A 20,999-nucleotide genomic window follows, 5' to 3' on the forward strand; every position below is an offset into this window, starting at 1 on the left:
GCCCGCGCCCGCGCCCCGCACCGCGACCGGCCGGCGCCGCGGAGGGCCCGGCGACCGGAGGGCCGTCAGAGGTTGCCGCGCTTCTCCTGCTCGCGCTCGATCGCCTCGAAGAGCGCCTTGAAGTTGCCCTTCCCGAAGCCCATCGAGCCGTGCCGCTCGATCATCTCGAAGAAGACGGTCGGCCGGTCCTGGACCGGCTTGGTGAAGATCTGGAGCAGATAGCCGTCCTCGTCCCGGTCGACCAGGATCTTCAGCTCGCGCAGCGTGTCGACGGGCACCCGGGTCTCGCCCGCCCACTCGCCGAGGGTGTCGTAGTACGAGTCGGGGGTGTCCAGGAACTGCACACCGGCGGCCCGCATCGCCCGTACCGAGGCGACGATGTCGTTGGTCGCGAGCGCGATGTGCTGGACTCCGGCGCCGCCGTAGAACTCCAGGTACTCGTCGATCTGCGACTTCTTCTTCGCGATCGCGGGCTCGTTGATGGGGAACTTCACCTTCAGGGTGCCGTCGGCGACGACCTTCGACATCAGCGCCGAGTACTCGGTGGCGATGTCGTCCCCCACGAACTCCTTCATGTTCGTGAAGCCCATGACGGTGTTGTAGAAGCTCACCCACTCGTTCATCCGGCCGAGTTCGACATTGCCCACGCAGTGGTCGACGGCCTGGAAGGTGCGCTTGGCGGGCGGCTCGACGATCGGGTCGGCCGCGCCGAAGCCGGGCAGGTACGGGCCCTCGTAGCCGGAGCGGTCGACCAGGGTGTGCCGCGTCTTGCCGTACGTGGCGATCGCGGCCAGGACGACGGTGCCGTGCGCGTCCTTGATCTCGTACGGCTCCTGGAGGCCGCGGGCGCCGTGCTCGGTGGCGTAGGCGTAGGCGGCGCGCGCGTCCGGGACCTCGATGGCGAGGTCCACGACACCGTCGCCGTGCTCGGCCACGTGGGCGGCGAGGAAGCGGCCCCACTCCGTGGACGGCTTGATGACGGACGTGAACACGAAGCGGGCGGAACCGTTGGTCAGGACGTAACTCGCGGTCTCGCGGCTGCCGTTCTCCGGGCCCGCGTAGGCGACGAGCTTCATGCCGAAGGCCGTGGAGTAGTAGTGCGCGGCCTGCTTGGCGTTGCCGACGGCGAAGACGACCGCGTCCATTCCCCTGACCGGGAAGGGATCGGCCTCGCGCGCGGTGTCGGGGGTGCCGAGGGTGCTGTGCGTCGAGGTATCAGCCATGCGCTCAGGGTCACCCCGTTCCACAAGGTGCGCAACAGTTCGGGTTTTCCCTGAGCATTCTGTACAGCGAATCGCCAGAATGACGGGACGATCCGCACAGGATGACCATGCTGGAGGAGGGAGACGGACCGTGGGTATCGACGGGCTCGACGGCAGGCTGATCGTGCTCCTGGCACAGGAACCGCGGATCGGGGTGCTGGAGGCGTCGCGCCGGCTCGGCGTGGCGCGCGGGACCGTACAGGCGCGGCTGGACCGGCTCCAGTCGAACGGGGTCATCCGGGGGTTCGGCCCGGCGGTCGACCCGGCGGCGCTCGGCTATCCCGTCACGGCGTTCGCCACGCTGGAGATCAAACAGGGCCAGGGCACGGATGTACGGGCCCATCTGGCGGGCGTCCCCGAAGTGCTCGAACTGCACACCACCACGGGCGAGGGGGACATGCTCTGCCGGCTGGTCGCCCGCTCGAACGCGGACCTCCAGCGGGTGATCGACCGGGTGGTCGGCTTCGACGGGATCGTCCGGGCGGCCACGGCGATCGTCATGGAGAACCCGGTGCCGCTGCGGATCATCCCGCTGGTGGAACAGGCGGCGCGGGACGACTGACGGGCGGGGAGCAAGGTCCAAAGACTCCGTTGCAAAGAAAGTGTTGCAACGGAGTCTTTGCATGGCTACGGTGACACCATGCCCGAGCCCGGACCCACACCCGAGACGCCCGAAGAGCCGCAGCCGCGCCGGCAGCCGGTACATCGCGAGCGCACCCTGGACGCGCGACTGCTCCGCGGTCTCGCCCATCCGCTGCGCATCCGCCTGCTGGGCACCCTCGGCCGCGACGGCCCCGCCACCGCCTCCCAACTCGCCGCGCGGCTGGGCGAGTCCAGCGGCGCCACCAGCTACCACCTGCGCCAACTCGCCGCACACGGCTTCGTCGAGGACGATCCGACGCGCGGCAAGGGCCGCGAGCGGTGGTGGAAGGCCTCCCAGGAGGGGACACGGTTCGGCGAGGACCTGCACACGGACACCGACCCGGAGGTACGCGGCGCGGTCAACCTGTTCCTGCACGAGGTGGCCACCATCCACACCCAGGAACTCGCCACCTGGCTGGGCACGGCGGGCGACTGGCCGCTGGCGTGGTCGCAGGCCGCGGACATGAGCGACTTCACCCTGCGCCTGACGCCGGAGCAGCTCACCGAGATGAACGAGGAGATGCACGCGGTCGCCGAGCGCTACCGCAGGATCGGGCCCGCCGCCGAGGACGCCCCGCAGGTCCGCGTCCACCTGCACTCCTTCCCGCGCCGCGGCTCGACGGACTGAAGCAGATCCCAGGGGGGACCACCATGCACACCGACGTCCATCTCACGCTCCACGCCCTGCGCTCCGCCGAACTGCGCCGGGAGGCGGCCGGGTTCCGGATGGCCACCGCGTCCCGGGAGACCACGCGGCCCCGGCGGGCCCGTACGGACCTGCGGACCCGACTGGGCTGGTCCCTGGTCGAGTTGGGGCTGCGCCTCGTCAACCGACCGGCGGCACGCACCAGAACGCACCTCGCGTGAAGGGGCCCGGGAAACCCGGCGGGACGGGCCCGCGCGACCGGTGGCCGTTCTTCGCCACCCTCGCCGCCAACACCGTCTCCATAGCGGGGAGTTCGCTCACCCTGATCGGGGTGCCGTGGTTCGTCCTCCAGACGACCGGCAGCGCGGCCGACGCGGGGATCGTCGCCTTCTGCGCGACGCTGCCGGTCGTCGTCTCCGCGATCGTCGGCGGCCCGGTCATCGACCGGCTCGGGCGGCGCCGGGTCTCCGTCGTCTCCGACCTGGTCTGCGGCCTCGCCGTCGCCGCGATCCCGCTGCTGCACTACGCGGGCGCGCTGGAGTTCTGGATGCTGTGCGCGCTGATGGCCGTCAGCGGCCTCGTCCACACCCCGGGGCTCACCGCCCGCTACGTCCTGCTGCCGGATCTCGCCGAGCGCGCCGGGACGACCCTGCCGCGCGCCGCGAGCCTCTACGACGCGGTGTCGCGCGGCGCGCGCATGACCGGCGCCGCGCTGGCCGGCGTACTGATCGCGGTGGCGGGCGCGGAGACCGTCCTGCTGCTGGACGCCGTGACCTTCGCCGGGTCCGCGGCGCTGATCGCCACCGGGCTGCGGGGCGTCGCCTCCGCGCAGCCGCAGCGCCTCGCCCCGGTCTCGCTCACCACGTACCGCACCGAACTGCGCGAGGGATACGCCTTCCTGGTCCGCGCCCGGCTGCTGCTGGGCATCACGCTGATGGTGATGGTCACCAACGGCCTGGACCAGGGCTGGAGTTCGGTCCTGCTGCCGGTGCACGCCCGGGACGAGCTGGGCGGCCCGGCCGATCTGGGCCTGCTCACCGCCGTGTTCGGCGGCGCCGCGCTGCTGGGCGCCCTGCTGTACGGCGCGTACGGGGAGCGCTTCCCGCGCCGGGCCGTGTTCGCGGGCGCCTTCCTGCTCTGCGGGGCGCCGCGGTTCGTGGTGGCGGCGCTGACGGACGGGACCGTACCGCTGGCCGTGACGATGGCCGCGGGCGGTTTCGCGGCGGGCGTGCTCAACCCGATCCTCACCACCGTGATCTACGAGCGGGTGCCGGACGCGCTGCGCAGCCGGGTGTCCAGTGTGACCACGGCGGGGGTCGAGCTGACGATGCCGCTCGGCGGGCTGGCCGCGGGGCTGCTGGTCGAGCGGGCGGGGCCGGGCCACGCGCTGCTGGCCGTCGGCGGGGTCTATCTGCTGGCCACGCTGAGTCCGCTGCTCTTCCCCGTGTGGCGGTCCATGGAACGCCCGCCGGACCCCGTGGACGGACACCCCGCGACCGCGGCCGGCGCCGCGCCGGCCCCGGGGGTCAGCAGCTCGGGACCTGGTCCTTCCGCCCCTGCTCCAGCGCCGTGAGCGAGGACACCGCGCCCTTCAGCGTCGAGACCGGCACCAGCAGCATCCCCTTCGGCAGCTCGGCCTGAGCGTCCGCGCACTCCGCCTTCGGCACGAGGAAGACGGTCGCCCCGTCGCGCCCCGCCGCCTGGGTCTTCAGCGCCACCCCGCCGACCGGGCCGACCTCGCCGTCGTCGGTGATCGTCCCCGTACCGGCGATGGTGCGGCCACCGGTCAGATCGCCGCCCGCGCCGTCGCCGTCGAGCTTGTCGACGATGCCGAGCGCGAAGAGCAGCCCGGCGCTGGGGCCGCCGACATCGGCGAGGTGGAGGCTGACGTCGATCTTCGCCGGATCCTTGCCGAGGAGGGCGAGGGCGGCCGTCGTCGCGGAGTTCTGCGACTCGATCATGTCCTGGGTGTTGTGCTTGCGGACCTGCTGGTCGGACTTGCCCGAGGGGTAGACCGCCTCACGCGGCAGCACGGCCCGGTCCGCGCGGAACCAGCCCTCGGCCACATCCCCGAAGTCGACGTCGGTGGACGGCCCCGTCGCCTCGATCGTCGTCATCCGCAACTGCCCCTCGGTCTTCCGGGTGGGCGCGCCGCTGATGGTGATGACCGGCCGGTCCTTGTTCGTACCGAGGACGTCCGCGGTCATCCCGGGCTGCGCCACGGCGTACGGCAGGGGCGCGACGCCGACGACGACGAAGAGCGCGACGATCGGGACGGCGCACACGACGAGGACGCCGGGACGCGAGAGGCGAGAGAACTTCGGGAGACGAGAGAACACGATGTCAATGTATCTGCCGCGCGCTCCCGCCCCTCCGTCAGCGCAGGGCGTCCGCCACCTCACGGGCGGCGTCGACCACGCGCGGGCCGACCCGTTCCGGTACGGCGTCGGCGAGCATCACCACCCCCACGCTCCCCTCGATCCCGGTCACCCCGACGAGCGCCGCCGCCGCCCCGCTCGCGCCCGCCTCCAGCTCGCCGCTGGTGAGGGTGCAGCGGGGCTCGGTGAGGGCGCCCTGCCGGGCGGCGAGGATGGCCTTGCCGGCCGCGCCCCGGTCCAGCGGATGGCGGAATCCGGCCCGGTAGGCGACGTGGTAGTCGGTCCAGGTCGGCTCGACGACGGCGACGGCCAGCGCCTCCGCCCCGTCGACGAGCGTCAGATGCGCGGTGGCGCCGATGTCCTCGGCGAGCGCCCGCAGCGCGGGCAGCGCGGCCTCCCGTACCAGCGGATGCACCTGCCGGCCCAGGCGCAGCACCCCGAGTCCCACCCGGGCCCGGCCGCCGAGGTCACGGCGTACGAGCGTGTGCTGTTCGAGGGTGGCGAGCAACCGGTAGACGACGGTCCGGTTGACGCCGAGCCTGGTGGACAGCTCGGTGACGGTCAGCCCGTGGTCGGTGTCGGCGAGCAGCTTGAGGACGCGCAGTCCCCGGTCGAGCGTCTGGGAGGTCTCCGCGGTCACGACGCCCTCTCCTTCGGTGTGAGTTCGGAGCGAGTTCGGAGTGAGTGGTGAGCAAGTGATGGGCGGGTGCGGGGTGAGCAGGTGGTGAGCGGGTGCGGGGTGAGCAGGTGGTGAGTGACTGACGGGTGCCGACGACGGCGCTCTCCGCGCCCTGGGGCTTGCGCCGCGCCGGGTCCCGTCCGGCGCCGCGTGGAGAGGCCACCGGCGGGCCATGGCACCACCGGCTGCGCTACGCGGCGGAGTTGCCACGGAGCGTTCACATTGCGGGGACAGTAACCATCGGTACCGCTCAGCGGAAGCCCTCGTCCAGAATCCGGGCATGAGAGGGGAGTCACACCGCGTTAACGGTAAATTTCCGGCCGAACGGTGACGTCGCGTATCGCCGTACGACACATACGGTGACGGCCGGGGGCCCCGGAGAGCACGCGTGGCCGCCGCCCGGACTCCGGACGACGGCCACGCTGTACATCAACCGTTACAACGGACACCGCGCCTTGCTCATACCTCTACGACGTCCACACGTCGCACGGGCCGTACGCGGACCGCTTCCCCCTCTTTCACGCGCTGTTCAGCGCATCCGGGTGGCCCACTCCCCCACCTTCGAGATGCGCTCCCTGAGCTGCCCCGCCGTGGCCTCCGCGCTCGGCGGGCCGCCGCACACCCGGCGCAGCTCCGTGTGGATCACCCCGTGCGGCTTGCCGCTCTGGTGGACATACGCGCCGACCATGGTGTTGAGCTTCTTGCGCAGCTCCAGCAGCTCCTTGTGGGAGACCACGGGGCGCCGCTCGGCCGGCAGCTCCAGCAGATCGGCCTCGGTGTCCGGCTTCTTGCGGCTGTGCGCGATCTGCCGGGCCTGCCGCTTCTGGAGCAGCATCTGCACCTGGTCGGGTTCGAGGAGCCCCGGGATGCCGAGGTAGTCCTGCTCCTCCTCGCTGCCGGGGTGCGCCTGCATGCCGAACTCGGCGCCGTCGTAGAGCACCCGGTCGAAGACGGCGTCGGACTCCAGCGCCTCCCAGGGCAGCATGTCCTGCTCGCCGGTGTCCTCGTCCTGCTCGCGCTCCGCCTCCGCCATCTCCTTCTCGGATTCGGCGTAGGGGTCCTCCTCCCCCTCCTTCTTCGGCTTGTCGAGGACGTGGTCGCGCTCGACCTCCATCTCGTTGGCGATGCCGAGGAGGGTGGGGATGGTGGGCAGGAAGACGGAGGCGGTCTCGCCGCGCCGCCGGGACCGTACGAAACGGCCCACGGCCTGCGCGAAGAACAGCGGGGTCGAGATGGTCGTCGCGTACACGCCGACGGCGAGACGCGGCACGTCGACGCCCTCCGACACCATCCGGACGGCGACCATCCACCGCTCCTGGCTCGCCGAGAACTCGTCGATCCGCTTCGAGGCGCCGACGTCGTCGGAGAGGACGAGCGTCGCCTTCGTCCCGGTGATCTCGCGGATGAGCTTGGCGTACGCGCGGGCCGCGTCCTGGTCGCTCGCGATCACCAGCCCGCCGGCGTCCGGGATGCCCTTGCGCACCTCGGTGAGGCGCTGGTCGGCGGCGCGCAGGACGCTGGGCATCCAGTCGCCGCGCGGGTCGAGCGCGGTGCGCCACGCCTGCGAGACCGCGTCCTTGGTCATGGGCTCGCCGAGGCGGGCGGCGACCTCGTCGCCGGCCTTGGTGCGCCAGCGCATGTTGCCGCTGTAGCTGAGGAAGATCACCGGCCGGACGACGCCGTCGCCGAGCGCGTTGCCGTATCCGTACGTGTAGTCGGCGGCGGAACGGCGGATGCCGTCGTTGCCCTCCTCGTACGCGACGAAGGGGATCGGGTTGGTGTCGGACCGGAACGGCGTACCGGTCAGCGCGAGCCGCCGGGTCGCGGGCTCGAACGCCTCCAGGCACGCCTCGCCCCAGGACTTGGAGTCGCCCGCGTGGTGGATCTCGTCGAGGATGACGAGGGTCTTGCGCTGCTCGCACCGGTTGCGGTGCAGCATCGGCCGGACCCCGACACCCGCGTACGTGATGGCGACGCCGTCGTACTCCTTGCTCACCGGACCCGCGCTGTACTCGGGGTCGAGCTTGATCCCCACGCGCGCGGCGGCCTCGGCCCACTGCTTCTTCAGGTGCTCGGTGGGCGCGACGACGGTGACCTGCTGCACGACATGGTGGTGCAGCAGCCAGGAGGCGAGCGTCAGCGCGAAGGTCGTCTTGCCGGCGCCGGGCGTCGCGACGGCGAGGAAGTCACGGGGCTGCTCCTCTAGATAGCGGCCGAGGGCGCCCTCCTGCCAGGCGCGCAGCTTGTTGGCGGTGCCCCAGGGCGCGCGGCCGGGGAAGGCGGGCGAGAGATGGTGGGAGGAGGCGGTAGTAGTCACGGTCTCCGGTTCGGACGCTCGGACGTGGGGTTACGTGGGGGTCACGTGGGGGCCCGGCCGGACGCGTGGACGCCGGTGGGCACGAGGGCTTACGTACGACAACCGGGCCACCCTACCGGCGGGGTGACCCGGTCCTCGCGGTACGAACGCCCGCCGTCCGGGAGATGCGACCCGGATCACACGGCGTCGTGCGGAGCGCGCAACCGTCGCCCGATCCCCGGGGCGCCGCCGAGCGTGCCCGGGGACACCTCGATGACCAGCCGGTACGCGTGGCGGCGGGATCGGAGTGGTACGAGTGATCGGTCAGGGCCGCACCCGGACCCGCGTGGCCACCCACACCCCCGCCAGCGCCACCACCGCCATCGGCAGGAACACCGCCGCGAAGGCTCCCGGGTGCGACGCCGTCGCCGAGCCGGCCAGGTCCGAGGCGGCGTGGCCCGCCGCGCCCACCGCGCCGCCGCCCAGCGCCGCGAACGCCGCGCCGCCCGCCGCCAGCAGCAGGACGTTCGACAGCCCGTCGGAGATCTGGAGCGCCGCCGAGTTCGCGCCCGCCTCCTCCGGCGCCGAGAGCTGGAGCAGCAGCACGCTGGTGGAGGCGATCACCGCGCCCATGCCCAGACAGCCGAAGGCCCAGGCCACCGCCACGATCCAGACCGGCACCGCCTGGATCAGCACGCTCGGCGCGGTCGCGATGGCCAGCGCCACCAGCACCATGCCGCCCGCCATGAGCCGGCCCCGGTAGGGCTCCATGCGCGGCCGGGACTGTACGTACGAGCCGAGCGCCCAGGTCGCGCCGCCGACCGCCAGCGAGAGCCCGGCCATCGTCGGCGACAGACCGCGCTGCGTGACCAGCATGAGCGGCACGAAGCTCTCCGCCGCGATGAACGCCCCGGAGGCGACCCCGCGCAGCAGCACCACGGAGGGCAGCCCGCGCGCGGCCCGCCACGTCCCGCCGGGCAGCAGTCCGAGGACGGCGGGCACCAGGAACGCGAGGCCCGCGGCGGCCGGCAGGAGCGAGAGGACGCGCAGGTCCTGGCCCGCGTACTGGAGGAGCGCCGCGCCCAGCGAGATCCCGAGCGCGAGCCGGATCCTGCGCCGGTCGAAGCGGGCCGCGGGCCCCGAGGGGTCGGCGGGCCCGGACGCCATCCGCCGGATCGCGGGCACCGCGAGGACCAGCGGCGGTACGACGAGCACCGGGATGCCGACGAAGACCCAGCGCCACCCGAGGTGCTCGGTGACGGTCCCGGCGGCGAGCGGCCCGACGACGGACGGCACCACCCAGCTCGCGGCGAGCGCGGCCATCATCGCGGGCCGCAGCCGCTGCGAGTAGGCGCGGCTGATGACCACGTACAGCGCGACGATGACCAGCCCGCCGCCGAGCCCCTGCACCGCCCGGCCGAGGACGAACAGCCACATGGAACCGGCGGCGCCGGAGAGCAGCAGCCCGACGGCGAACGCGCCGACGCCGGTGACGAGCGGAGCGAGCGGCCCGTCGCGGTCGGACCACTGGCCGGAGAGCACCATGGCGAAGAGGCTGGTCGTGAAGTACGCGGAGAAGGCGAAGGCGTACAGCGACACGCCGTCCAGCTCCCGCGCGGCGACCGGCATCGCCGTCCCGACCGCGGTCGCCTCGAAGGCGATCAGCAGCACGACGGAGACGATGGCGATGCTGAGCGCCCGGTGCTCCGGCCCGAGCACACCGCCGCGCCACCCGGAGACGGGTGCGGGAACGACGGCGGGGACGGGCGGAGGTGTGGCGCTGGGACCGGGTATGCCGGAGGGGGCAGCGGGGGCGACGCCGGCGTCGCCTGGTTCCAGTGCGGTCATTGCTTCAGCGTAAGGGCCATATCACCGGTTGGGCCCTGTCGCCGGATGGATCTTCGCTGGGCCGTTGGTCGTACGACCGCGCGCGGTCCGTCCGTGAACGGCGTGTGGCAGTCACATTGCACGGCACCGGAAAGCCTTGAGCGGCGCGGTCCGCCCTCGTACGGTCGGAGACATCGGAGAACAGCGGTGTCGGCGGAGCCGACGGAGTTCGGCGAGAGGACGCGACACCGCACCGCGCACGGCCGTGTGCCCGAGTGGTTCAGGGGCTCGACTGCAAATCGAGTTACGTGGGTTCGATTCCCGCCACGGCCTCGGTCTCCGTACGCGTACGGGCCGCCCCCTCGACACCGGGGCGGCCCGTTCCGCCGTAACGGGGGCGGCTCGTTCGGCCCTAAGGGGCGTCGGCGTACCGGTCGAAGGTCTCGGTGCCCGTGCCGCCGGACGTCCACTCCACGCTGAGCGCGCCGTCGCCGAAGGTGAAGTCGCCGCTGCGGTCCTCGGACTTCACCGGCACCTCGTCACGGGAGCAGATGAGCGCGAAGCGGTACTTCGTGCCCGGCTCGGTCACCGTGCGCAGCCCTTTGCATTCCAGGTCGCCCTTGACGTAGACCATCGTGATCTTGCTGTCCTTCTGGATGGTCTCGATGTCCTCGCCCTTGAGGATGCCCAGGACCCCGCTGCCCGAGGAGGAGCGCCACATCCCCTCCATGCCGGTACCGGTGGGTGCGGCGTCGGAGGGCTCGGCGTCGGAGGGGTCCGGGGCGGACGGTTCGGGCGCGGCGGTCTTCTCCGACCCGCCCGACGCGGAGGCGGACGGGTCGGCGCCCGCGGCGACGTCCTTGCCGTCACCCCCGTCGTCGGCCCCGTTGACCGCGAGCCAGACGCCGCCCCCGGCGAGCAGGACGACGGCCGCAACCGCGCCGGCCAGCAGGGCGGCCCTGCGGCGGCCCCCGGAGCTCTGCGCCGGCTGGGGCGGCTGGGGCGGCTGGGGTATGTAGGGCGGCGGGGCCCCTTGGTAGCCCTGGTGGCCAGGATGACCTTGATGGGCTTGATGGCCTTGATGGCCCTGGTAGCCGCCGTAGGCGGGCGGGGGCGGGGGCGGGGCCGGCTGCGCGTACGGGTTGCCCTCGACGGGGACCCCCTGCGGGGGCGCCTGCGGCTGCGGAGGAAGCGAGTAGGGGCCGGGCTGGTCCTGCGGGCCCGGCTGACCCGGCTGGTCCTGCCGACCCGGCTGGTCCTGCGGAGCCCCTGAACCGTCGGAGGCGGGTGGGTACGGCGGCTGGCTCATCGATCTCCCTCGTTGGCGCACGACGACATGGTTGCAGGAGCAACGCCGGTCGGATCAGCATATGTTGAACGCCCGCACGCCATCCCTCCCCCGCACGGCCACCCGCGACGAATCTCTTGACTACCCGTCAGTAGCTGCACCACTGTTGTGTCCATGACGACATCCGGGGCGGCATCGCGCACGGCACGTCGCACCACACCTCGTAGGGCATCCCGTACGACCCGCAGGTGCGCCCTGTTCGGCGCCGTACTGGCGCTGCTGACAGGGGCCGTGCTCGGCGCCCCGGGAACCGCCGCGGCGGAGAGCACCCGGGCCGCGCTGTGGTTCGACGACCGGGCGGCCACCGGGATCTCCGTCGACGGCGCCCGGTTCACCGACGGCCACGGCCGCGAGGTCGTCCTGCGCGGATTCAACGTCTCCGGCGAGACCAAGCTGGACGAGAACGGCGGCCTGCCCTTCGCCGACGCGGCCGACGCCCGCGCGTCGGCCGCCGCCCTGCGCACGTTGACCGGCGGGAACGCCGTACGCTTCCTGCTCTCCTGGGCCCACGCCGAACCCGAGCCAGGCAGGATCGACACCGCCTATCTGCGTGGCGCCACCGAGCAGATCAAGGCGCTCCTCGACGCCGGGCTGCGGGTGTTCCCGGACTTCCACCAGGATCTGCACTCCCGGTACCTCTTCGACAAGGACAGTTGGTACACGGGCGACGGCGCGCCCCGATGGGCCGTCGAGGCGGGCGGATACCCGCGTGAGTCCTGTGGCGTCTGTGTCCTGTGGGGCCAGAACATCACGCAGAACCAGGCGGTCAAGAGCGCGACCCGGGACTTCTGGAGCAACCGCGTCCTCGGCATCCCGGTCCAGACCGCGTTCCTCGACACCGCGCAGAAGACGATGACGTACCTCGCGCAGAACCTCGACGCGGACGAGTTCGCGGGCATCGTCGGCTTCGACCCGTACAACGAGCCGTTCGCCGGCGAGTACGCGGCCGGCCAGACCAGCCGCGCCTGGGAACGGGACGTGCTCTGGCCGTTCTACGAGAAGTTCCGCGCGCGCATGGACGCGGCGGGCTGGCGCGACAAGCCGGTCTTCGTGGAGCCCAACATGTTCTGGAACGCCAATCTGGACTTCGCTCGCCACGAGGGCGGACTCCTCGACGCGGGGAGCGTCGGCGCGCGCTACGTCTTCAACACGCACTTCTACGACCAGAAGGCCATCTCCGGCATCTTCATGTGGGGCAAGGCCGAGGACGGCCAGTACGCCAAGGACTTCACCACCGTCCGGGACCGCGCGGCGGCGCTGGGCACCTCCGGCATCGTCAGCGAGTTCGGCCACCCGCTGAACGGTATGACCGCCGACAAGGCGCCCACCGTGAACAAGGCGCTGTACCAGGCGCTCGACTCCCGGCTGCCGGGGGCGAGCTGGTGGACGGGGGCCGCCCGCTCGGGGCCGGTGCTCTCGGGCACGCAGTGGCAGTGGGACATCTACAGCGGACGCCACCACGAGGCGATGAACGGCAACCCCGACAAGATCCTCACCCAGGGCGACGCGTGGAACGACGAGGACATGTCCGCCGTCGGACTCGACGCCTCGGGCCGGGCCGTACTGCGCCAGGACGCCCGGCTGCTGGACCGCCTCTACCCGGGTGCGGTGGCGGGCCGTACGGTCGCCTTCACGTACGAGGACCGCTCCCGCGACGGCGGTACGACCCTCACCTGGAACCGGATCCCCGACACCCTGCCCCAGACCGCCCGGCTGGTGGGCACCGGACGGTACGGGATCCTGGTCTGGCGCTCCGAGGGCGCCACCCGCGCCCCCACCCAGCTCCACCTGCCGAACGGCTTCTCCCCCGCGACCACCACGGTCGTCTCCGACCTGGGCACGACCACCGGCCTGCCCGCCTACACCGCCCAGGGCCAGACCGCCGACCACGCCCTGGCGTCCGCCACCGAACCGGGCACCACCGGCGCGCAACGCCTCCTGCTGACGGCCCCACCTGCGTCGGACACCGCGGGCACCCTCCACTACGCCCTGGTCGCGGAGGGCCCCACGACACCGGAGGTGCGCGCCGCGGCCCAGCGCGAACTGACGGCGTGGGCGGCGTCGGCCGGCTTCCCGGCACTCCCGGCGGCGCCTTGAACCACAGTGCGTGCAGTCGCACATCCCGCGCCGTCAACCTCCGGTGCACCGTGCACCCGGACGGTTCGATGAGTTACCCGGGCGGCACGACCACAGGCTCCCCCGTGGCCACCCCGTACGGCCCCACCCTGGGCGCCGACTCCGCACCACCCGCGCTCCACAGCCCCGATCCGCACCACCGTCTGAAGCCTCGTCAACGCCCCAGATCGCCAGGGCCCGGTCCCTGCCCGGGCTGAGGCGGAGCATAGGCAGGCGGGTACGGCGCGTAGGCCGGAGCAGGCGGCGTCGCGGAGGCCGCTGCCGCACGGCGGCGGGACCGGACAATCAGTACGGCGACAGCACCGCCCAGAAGCACGGCCGCACCCACGCCGACGCCGATCCAGAGCCCGGTGTTGCCGCCTGCGTCCGACGCGGCGGCGGACTCCTTGGTGTCTTCCTTGTCATCGGCAACGCCGCCCGCAGCCTTGGACGCCTCGGCCGTAGGAGAGGGTGACGTGGTCTCAGCGGCCAGGAGGTCCGGGAGGGGGTACTCGTCCGCCGGTTCGAGATTGCCGGGGGTGTTGATCGCTCGAAGCGGGCGGATGGCCCCGTAACCGACGTAGTCGTTGCGCTTGTTGCCGCTCGTCGGACCGCCGGCCGTGTTGAGCATCGCCCGGAGCACCTGATTGTTGTTCCACTCAGGGCGCTTGGACCAGATCAACGCGGCGGCGGCAGAGGCAATTGCGGTCGCGTCACTGGTACCGTTCGATTTGCACAATCCGGTGTCCGAGGTCTTACAAGCATGCACCATCTCCATGCCGGGAGCAGCGAAATCTACTTGCGGGCCCCACTGAGACTCATCAGACTTTTTAAGGTCCTTACCGACAGCCCCTACTGCCACCACACCGGGCGTCGCTGCCGGGTAAGCCAAAGATGAGTCACCGCCATTCCCTGTGGAGGCGAACACCAGAGATCCCTTGTCAAGGGCGTATTTGACGGACTCCGTCATTTCCTGGGAGCCTTCACGCACGCTCATCGAGATGTTGATTACTCGGGCACCTGAATCGGCGGCGTAGCGAATCGCTGTTGAGACAGTGGTATTGAATTCGGCAACTTCGGCGTCCTGGTTGGAGTCCCAGCCAGCATCACGGAGGCGAATCGGAAGGATCTTGACTCCCGGTGCCAGGCCGAACGCGCCGTCCCCTCCTCCGCTCTTCCCTGTACCGGCAATGAGTGCCGCCATGCTGGTGCCATGGCCTTTGGGGTCGGAGTGCTCATCACCGGGCTCCGTCGGAGTAAGGTCCCTGCCCTTGAGGACCTGCCCCTGCAGGTCGGGGTTCGTGGCATCGACCCCGCTGTCGATGACCGCCACCGTGACACCCTGGCCCGTGCTGACCTTCCAGATCTTCTCAGCGCCCATGACATCCAGGTGCCACTGCTGTGAGCGGATGGAATCCGCGTACGCAGGCGAGACCGCCGCGCCCACCAGCAGTCCCCCCAGAACGGCGGCAACCGCCACTCGGCCACGGGTTCCCGGACGGCTGCTGATACGCATCTGCTCTCCCACACCGTTTCCCTGCGACATCAGTCGATGACCGGCGGCACGATACGTCGCCCGCCCTGCTGCCAGGTCTCCTCGTCCTCGACGAGGTAGTCCGGCCGATTCCCCTGGGACTCCTCACGGCGACGTGCCGTGCCGTTGGAACGTGGCGCACCGGCTCCACCGCGTGCCGCTTGTCCGGCCTGTCTGCCTTCGCCGTTCGCGCCACGCACCAGGCCGGAGCCTCCTGGAGTGAACGGGCGTCCGGCGGTGGACCCGGGCTGCTGTGGACGGCCTCCGACGATTCCGCCGGCTTCGCCCCCGAATCGGCGTCCCCCGGCCATTCCTCCCTGGCCGGAGCCCACACCGCCGGGGCCGCTGCCCATGCCGTTGGCCATCGGCGGGCGCCCGTGCACACTCTCGCCACCGATGACCGTGCCCCGGGGGATTCCTCCGGTAGGACGGCCCGAGTTGGGCGGGATGGGCCGGCCGCCGACAATCCCACGTTCCTGCGGCGGACGTGTCGTCGGACCACCAAGCCCGCTCTGCCCGGGCAGCAGTGGAGCACGTACTCCGGCACTGGGTCTCCCAGAGCCCGGCTGTCCCGGAACCCGGGGGGGACTTCCCCCGAATGAAGGCGGGACCATTCCCAGTACCGGCGTCTCAGGGCGACTGACCGTCGCCGGAACGGCCGGGGGCGCTGAGGAAGGCGGCACCGTCGTCGGCAGCGCTTCCGCACCGGCGATCTCCGTGGTGGTGGCCCGCTCAGGTGTCGTTGCAAGTGGAGGAGATGCCATGGCCGCACGGGAGTGAGGTGTGACTGCCCCGCTTGCGCTCTCACTGTGCGAGGGCAGCGAAGAGTTCACGCCACCGGGCGCAGTCGAGCCGGTGCCGTTTCCAGCGCGGCCCAGGCCCTGCTCATTGTTGTCGCCCATGCCTCCGTCCGGCACGAACGCCCCCGGCGGCGGCTGGAACGTAGGCGCCTCCAGCTTGGTCATCTCCGACTGCGCCTGCTGGTACGACTGCGACAGCTTCCGCATCTGGTCGGCGGCTTCCAGGCGGCTCTTCTCCGCGCCCGCGTCCAGCGTGGCCTGGGACTTGCGGGCGACCAGGGCCGCGTCCGGGTCGTTGTGGTGTTCGGTCGCCGCCGCGAGGTTGCCCTTGGCGCCTGTCACGTCGCGCGGGATGGAGCTCTGCGCGAGGGCGATCGCGTCGGATGCCCGGGCGAGCCACTTCGAGGCTCCGTCGCTGTATTCGGCCAGCCGGTAGGTCGAGCTGGCCAGGCTCGCTCCCCAGCTCTCGAAGGCGTCCTTGCCCTTGCCCTCCCACTCCACCCGCTGCGGGCGGAACTGGAACTGCTGGGCGATGTCCCGGATCTCGGCGGCCGCGTCCGACAGGCGGTCGGCCGCCGCCTGGACCGTCCCGCTGTTCGCCTTGTCGAGCCACGCCAGCATCTGCTCGTGCGACATGGCCTCGAAGGAGGTCGAGCCGCCGCCTCCGTTGTGTTCGCCGTACTCCGCCATCCCGATGTCCTACCTGTCCCCGTAGTCCCCGTGGTTCCTGCGATCCCGTGATGCTGTGGTCCGTCCGGGCCGGGCCGGAACCCCTGCTCGGGCCCGGCCGGGCCCGGACGTCATTGCGCTACGACACCCGCGGTGTCGCCCGGCTGCTCCGTGGGCTGGTCCCTCGACGGGGCCTGTCCCTGGTCCTGGCCCTGGGTCTGGTTCTGCGGGGCCATCGGGTCGAGTTCCGGGTTGTAGTGCTTCTTCATGTTCTTCTGGATCGCGAGCATGCGCGTCCGGATGTCGTCGTCCTCGCCCTCGTAGCCGTGCTTGGACGAGACCACGGCGATCCCCATGCCCTCCAGCGAGTCCGCCAGGAGCTGCGAGAGGTCCTTCAGTTGGTCGATGACCGACTGGTACGCCGCCGAGAGGCCGTTCGCCTCCGCCCAGGCGCCGCCGTCGCCGCCGAAGTGGCTCCGGCCGACCGGTTCCTGGCCGACCTTGTCCGGCGCGGCCGCAGAGCCGTTGAGGTTGGTGATCAGCTTGTCGACGCGCTTCTTGAAGTCCACCATCGACTCGGCGTCGTAGAGCAGGGAAGCCATCGCCGGAAAGACCGAGCGCAGCATGCTTTCGTCGCTCACCGGCGTTCACCGGTTTCCCGGCCCGGACTGCCGGGCCCTCCCTCGTCCACGATCAGGACGTCCGTGATCAACACGGATGCCTCCCCCCTTTGCCAACATCTGACTCTTGAGCTTAGCCAGTGGTGCTGACACCGCGCACTCCTAGGTCGCGACAAGGTCGCGACTGCAACGGGAATCACGTCGGTGTCGGGCAGGCGGGGCCCTGTTGACGACGGCGTTCCCGGGGAGCCTTCACACATGGAACGAGCACATCCGTGCGGAGCGGTTCCCGTTCCGAGGTCCCGTCCGACTTCGGAACGGGCCGGGCCGTACGGTCCTGCCCCTACCCGCCCGGCGCCGCCGCCACCGCCGCCTGGGGGCGGATCGGGAGGCGGCTGATCGGGCGGCCCGTCGCCGCGCGTACCGCTGCCGCCACCGCGGCCGGGGAGGTGACCACCGGGGCCGCGCTGGCGGGTTTGGCGCCGAAGGGGGCCACCACGTCGCGCTCCTCGACCAGGCGGACGATACGGATGTCGGGGGCGTCCAGGGAGGTCGGGAGAGCGTAGCCGGTGAGGTCCGGGCGGCGGATCAGGCCACGGGTGGTGCGGAGGTTCTCCGTCAGGGCCGTGCCGATGCCCTGGGTGATGCCGGCCTCGATACGGGTGGCGAGCTGCGCCGGGTTGAGGACCCGGCCGACGTCCTGCGCCACGGCCATCTCCACGACCCGGATCGAGCCGAGTTCGATGTCGACGTCGACCACGGCGCGGATCGCGCAGAAGGCCATGCCGACGAAGGCGTCGCCCTGGCCCGCGTCGTCGAGGGGTTCCGTGGGGTGGGGGCGGCACTGGGCCGTGGCCCAGAGTTCCTTGCCGTCCATCGCCTCGGTGACGGTCGTGGAGAGCACGCCGTCGTACGAGGTGATCTTGCCGTCGGTGATCTGGAGCAGCTCGGTGGACATCCCGAACTTGTGGGCCAGCGGCTGGAGAAGCTGCGTACGGACCATCTTCGCCGCGCGTTCGACCGCGCCGCCCGAGACCCAGGTGTGCCGGCCGTGGGCCGCCGGGCCCGCCGGGGGCTGGTCCGTGTCGACCGGGGCGACCTGGACCTCCTCGATGCCCAGGGTCTCCTGGACGATCTGGCGGGCGAGGGTGGTGAAGCCCTGGCCGGTCTCGACGGCGGCGCAGATGACCGTGGCGATGCCGTCGTGGACCTTCACGGTCGCCGTGGAGACCTCGTCGGCGCCCTCCGCGCCGAGCATGTGGACCATGCCCAGCGCGTAGCCGACCCCGCGCCGTACCGCGCCCGGTTCGCCCGCGCCCTCGGGGCCGCCGGGGAGCAGCCAGGCGGCCTCCGGGGTGTCCTTGGGCAGGGCGGGCAGCGGGTAGTCGCGTACGGCGGTGAGGAGTTCGGCGACCGGGGCGGGGCAGGTCACCGTCTGGCCGGTGGGGAGGATGTCGCCGGTGGCGAGGACGTTGCGCAGGCGCAGTTCGGCCGGTTCCAGGCCGAGTCTGGCCGCGAGCTTGTCCATCTGGCCCTCGTACGCCGCGCAGACCTGCATGGCGCCCTCGCCGCGGACATGGCCGGAGGGCGGGTTGTTGGTGCGTACGGCCCAGCCCTCGATGAAGGCGTGCGGGACGACGTACGGGCCGCAGGCGAAGGCGACGGCCGCCGCGAGGGATTCGGCGGAGGCGTCGGCGTAGGCGCCCGCGTCCAGCAGGATCTGGGCCTCGACCTTGACGAGGCGGCCCTCGGCGTCCGCGTGGTGGCGGTAGCGCAGCAGGGTGGGGTGGCGGTGGGCGTGGCCGAGGAAGGACTCCTCGCGGCTGGCGGCGAGTTTGACGGGGCAGCCGGTGCGCAGGGCGAGGAGCCCCAGCGGGATCTGGAAGCCGGGGTCCTCGCGGTCGCCGGTGGCGCCGGGCACGCCGGTGACGACGACCTTGACCTGTTCGGGGTCGAGGCCGAAGCAGGCGGCGGCCAGGTCGCGGTCGGTGTGCGGGTCGGTGGAGGCGGTGTAGATCTCGACGCCGCCGTCCGGTCTCGGTACGGCGAGGCCCGCTTCGGCGCCGATGGGTGCGGGGTCCTGGCGGCCGATGCGGTAGAGCCCTTCGACGATGACCTCGCCGGTGAGGTCGGGGTCGCCGTAGCGCAGCGGGATGTGGCGGATGAGGTTGCCGTCGGGGTGGAGCGGTTCGGCGGCGAACGCCTTCTCCGGGTCGGTGACCGGTTCGAGGATCTCGTACTCGACGGCGATGGCGGCGGCGGCGAGCCGGGCCGTGTCGGGGTGGTCGGCGGCGACGGCGGCGATGGCCTCGCCGTGGTGACGTACGACGTCGGCGGCGAAGACGGGGCGGTCGACGACGCTCCTGCCGTAGGCGGAGTCACCGGGGATGTCGGTGTGGGTGACGACGGCGCGTACGCCGGGCATGTCCGCGGCGGCGGCCGTGTCGACGGAGACGATACGGGCGTGCGGGTGCGGCGAGCGCAGGATGGCCGCCCACAGCAGGCCCTCGGCCCACAGGTCGGCGGCGTACGGGAACGTGCCCTCGGTCTTCGCCCGCGCGTCGGCCGGCGCGAGTGAGGCTCCGAGGCCGTGCGCGGGCGGCTCCTGGTGGGGACCGTCGAGCACGGTCCCGGTGGCCGCGTCGTTGCTCACGCCATGCCTCCGTCGGGCGAGTGCGGGTGCGGGTTCGGGTCACCGGCGGCGCCGGTCCCCGGGGGTGCCTGGTGCGGGATGCGCGCTTCCTCGGAGGCGGCGGCCGCGGCTTCCGCGCTCGCCTTGCGTTCGGCGACGACCTCGCCGACGGCGTCGAGGACGCCGCGGTAGCCGGAGCAGCGGCAGAGGTTGCCGCAGAGCGCCTGGCGGGTCTCCAGCTCCGTGGGGGCGTGGTTGCCCTCCAGGAGGTCGTGGACGGTCATGGCCATGCCGGGGACGCAGAAGCCGCACTGGACGGCTCCGCAGGCCGCCAGGGCCCGCTGGACGTCGGAGGGTTCGCCGTCGACGGCGAGGCCCTCGACCGTACGGACCTCGGATCCGGCGGCGGTCGCGGCGGGGACCAGGCAGGAGGCGACGAGCCGGCCGTCGACCTGGACGTTGCAGGCGCCGCACTCGCCCTGGGAGCAGCCGTCCTTGGCGCCCGCGAGGCCGAGGCGTTCGCGCAGCACGTACAGGAGCGACTCGCCGATCCAGGCGTCGGTGACGGGGCGGTCGGCGCCGTTGACGCGCAGCACGTAGGAGCCCGAGGGGTGTTCGGCGCTGTCGTTGCTGTGGGTGAGCGGGGCGAAGTCGTGATCCGGTGCGGCGTCGGGCGTGTGGTCCGCCGCGGGGGCCGCTTCCGGCTCCGGTACGGGCGCGGCCTCGGGCTCCGGGGCGGGCTCGGGTACGGAGGTGTCCTCGGCCGGTTCCTGCGCCCACGGGGCGGCGGCGCCGCCGGGCAGGGTCGCGGGCGGGGCGTCGCCGGCCCACTGGGAGGCCAGTACGGACGTGCTGAACTCGCCGGACTCGTCCGGGAGGTCGCCCCCGGCGACCGGGATCGTCCACTGGCCGGTGGGTTCGGCGGGGGCGTCGGCGGACGGGGCGCCCGATTCCTGGACGACCTCGCTGAAGTTCCAGTGGCTCGTGCCCTGCGGTTCGTAGCCGCCGGGTCCGTAGCCGCCGTGGCCGTACCCGCTCTGGCCGTAGTCGCCGCCCTGGTCGTACGCGGCGTCCTGGGCCCCTGCCACGGGCTGGGCGGCCCAGCCGCCGGGCGCGGACGGATCGGGCCGTGACGGGTCGCCGGGGGCCTGTGGGTCGATGCTGGGCGGTACGTAGCCGTGCCCGGGGGCGGCCAGGGGCGCGTCCAGGGAGTCCTCGGGCGGCAGTTGGACGAAGGCGGTCGCCTCGGCGTCGTAGTCGCCGCCGTGCGGGACCGGCTGCCAGCCGCCCTGGTGCGCGCCGTCCTGGCCGGGGCCCTGGCCGGATCCGGAATGGTCGTTGGTGGTCACGACAGCGCCCTCCCCAGTGCTCGTCGGGCCAGCGCGGCGACGGTCCGCCGCAGGTGCAGTACGGCGGCGGACGGCGCCGGGGGGGGCGGCGGTGGGGGTGTTGGCGCCGGGGGGGGCGGGGGTACGGAGGTGTGGGTGTCGCGTATACCCCACAGACGCGACCGCCGCTTGTGGAGGGTGAGAGAGAGTGAGTGGAGCGATG

The 20,999-nt window shown here is 72.2% G+C and carries 16 protein-coding genes and 1 tRNA gene; 6 read left to right on the forward strand and 11 right to left on the reverse strand.

The window, feature by feature from the left end; translation table 11 throughout:
* Positions 1-65: 65 nt before the first annotated feature.
* Complete coding sequence (gene hppD, locus ACFXPK_RS27280) at positions 66-1,223, reverse strand: 4-hydroxyphenylpyruvate dioxygenase (RefSeq protein WP_385079556.1); 1,158 nt, start codon at positions 1,221-1,223, stop codon at positions 66-68.
* A gap of 130 nt (positions 1,224-1,353) precedes the next feature.
* On the opposite strand from hppD, the gene ACFXPK_RS27285 reads away from it, so the two are divergent.
* The 4 genes from ACFXPK_RS27285 to ACFXPK_RS27300 all read left to right on the forward strand — a co-directional run bounded on the left by ACFXPK_RS27285 (position 1,354) and on the right by ACFXPK_RS27300 (position 4,123).
* Positions 1,354-1,824 (forward strand): Lrp/AsnC family transcriptional regulator, encoded by a 471-nt coding sequence (locus tag ACFXPK_RS27285; protein WP_384910545.1) that lies wholly within the window; start codon positions 1,354-1,356, stop codon positions 1,822-1,824.
* Positions 1,825-1,902: 78 nt separating this feature from the next.
* Positions 1,903-2,532, forward strand: a complete 630-nt coding sequence (locus tag ACFXPK_RS27290; RefSeq protein ID WP_385079559.1) for an ArsR/SmtB family transcription factor — start codon at positions 1,903-1,905, stop codon at positions 2,530-2,532.
* Positions 2,533-2,555: 23 nt separating this feature from the next.
* Positions 2,556-2,771 (forward strand): hypothetical protein, encoded by a 216-nt coding sequence (locus tag ACFXPK_RS27295; protein WP_385079567.1) that lies wholly within the window; start codon positions 2,556-2,558, stop codon positions 2,769-2,771.
* Positions 2,768-4,123, forward strand: a complete 1,356-nt coding sequence (locus ACFXPK_RS27300; RefSeq protein WP_385079570.1) for an MFS transporter — start codon at positions 2,768-2,770, stop codon at positions 4,121-4,123. The genes ACFXPK_RS27295 and ACFXPK_RS27300 overlap by 4 nt, the downstream gene beginning before the upstream one ends.
* Here ACFXPK_RS27300 and ACFXPK_RS27305 read toward each other — a convergent pair.
* From ACFXPK_RS27305 to ACFXPK_RS27320, 4 genes are all read right to left on the reverse strand, one after another.
* Entirely contained in the window at positions 4,077-4,889 is an 813-nt protein-coding gene (locus tag ACFXPK_RS27305; protein WP_384998500.1) for a S16 family serine protease, read from the reverse strand. The genes ACFXPK_RS27300 and ACFXPK_RS27305 overlap by 47 nt on opposite strands.
* Before the next feature lie 37 nt (positions 4,890-4,926).
* Entirely contained in the window at positions 4,927-5,568 is a 642-nt protein-coding gene (locus ACFXPK_RS27310) for a helix-turn-helix domain-containing protein (RefSeq protein WP_329826838.1), read from the reverse strand.
* Positions 5,569-6,136: 568 nt separating this feature from the next.
* On the reverse strand, positions 6,137-7,924 hold the full coding sequence (locus ACFXPK_RS27315) for a DEAD/DEAH box helicase (RefSeq protein ID WP_384998496.1): 1,788 nt from the start codon (positions 7,922-7,924) through the stop codon (positions 6,137-6,139).
* Positions 7,925-8,227: 303 nt separating this feature from the next.
* Positions 8,228-9,751 carry an MFS transporter gene (locus ACFXPK_RS27320; protein WP_385079575.1) on the reverse strand — a complete coding sequence of 508 codons (1,524 nt, stop codon included), beginning with the start codon at positions 9,749-9,751 and terminating at the stop codon, positions 8,228-8,230.
* Positions 9,752-9,991: 240 nt separating this feature from the next.
* On the opposite strand from ACFXPK_RS27320, the gene ACFXPK_RS27325 reads away from it, so the two are divergent.
* A tRNA-Cys gene (locus ACFXPK_RS27325) sits at positions 9,992-10,063 on the forward strand.
* A gap of 79 nt (positions 10,064-10,142) precedes the next feature.
* Here ACFXPK_RS27325 and ACFXPK_RS27330 read toward each other — a convergent pair.
* The gene (locus ACFXPK_RS27330; protein ID WP_385079578.1) at positions 10,143-11,039 is read right to left on the reverse strand and encodes a hypothetical protein; all 897 of its coding nucleotides are present in this window, start codon (positions 11,037-11,039) and stop codon (positions 10,143-10,145) included.
* 153 nt (positions 11,040-11,192) lie between these two features.
* On the opposite strand from ACFXPK_RS27330, the gene ACFXPK_RS27335 reads away from it, so the two are divergent.
* Positions 11,193-13,175: a cellulase family glycosylhydrolase gene (locus tag ACFXPK_RS27335; protein WP_385079581.1), complete on the forward strand. Its 1,983-nt coding sequence runs from the start codon at positions 11,193-11,195 to the stop codon at positions 13,173-13,175.
* 193 nt (positions 13,176-13,368) lie between these two features.
* Here the strand turns inward: ACFXPK_RS27335 and mycP are convergent, their stop codons facing one another.
* From mycP to ACFXPK_RS27360, 5 genes are all read right to left on the reverse strand, one after another.
* Positions 13,369-14,709, reverse strand: a complete 1,341-nt coding sequence (mycP, locus tag ACFXPK_RS27340) for a type VII secretion-associated serine protease mycosin (RefSeq protein WP_385079598.1) — start codon at positions 14,707-14,709, stop codon at positions 13,369-13,371.
* Positions 14,710-14,738: 29 nt separating this feature from the next.
* On the reverse strand, positions 14,739-16,217 hold the full coding sequence (locus tag ACFXPK_RS27345) for a hypothetical protein (protein ID WP_385079584.1): 1,479 nt from the start codon (positions 16,215-16,217) through the stop codon (positions 14,739-14,741).
* A gap of 110 nt (positions 16,218-16,327) precedes the next feature.
* Positions 16,328-16,837, reverse strand: a complete 510-nt coding sequence (locus ACFXPK_RS27350; protein ID WP_384998481.1) for a hypothetical protein — start codon at positions 16,835-16,837, stop codon at positions 16,328-16,330.
* Between the two features lie 322 nt (positions 16,838-17,159).
* Entirely contained in the window at positions 17,160-19,469 is a 2,310-nt protein-coding gene (locus ACFXPK_RS27355) for a xanthine dehydrogenase family protein molybdopterin-binding subunit (protein WP_384998478.1), read from the reverse strand.
* Positions 19,466-20,797, reverse strand: coding sequence for a (2Fe-2S)-binding protein (locus tag ACFXPK_RS27360; protein ID WP_385079587.1), 1,332 nt, complete (start codon positions 20,795-20,797; stop codon positions 19,466-19,468). Before ACFXPK_RS27360 ends, ACFXPK_RS27355 begins: the two co-directional genes overlap by 4 nt.
* Between the last annotated feature and the right edge of the window lie 202 nt (positions 20,798-20,999).

Origin of the sequence: Streptomyces sp. NPDC059142 (assembly GCF_042755665.1) — a bacterium.
Lineage (GTDB): Bacteria > Actinomycetota > Actinomycetes > Streptomycetales > Streptomycetaceae > Streptomyces.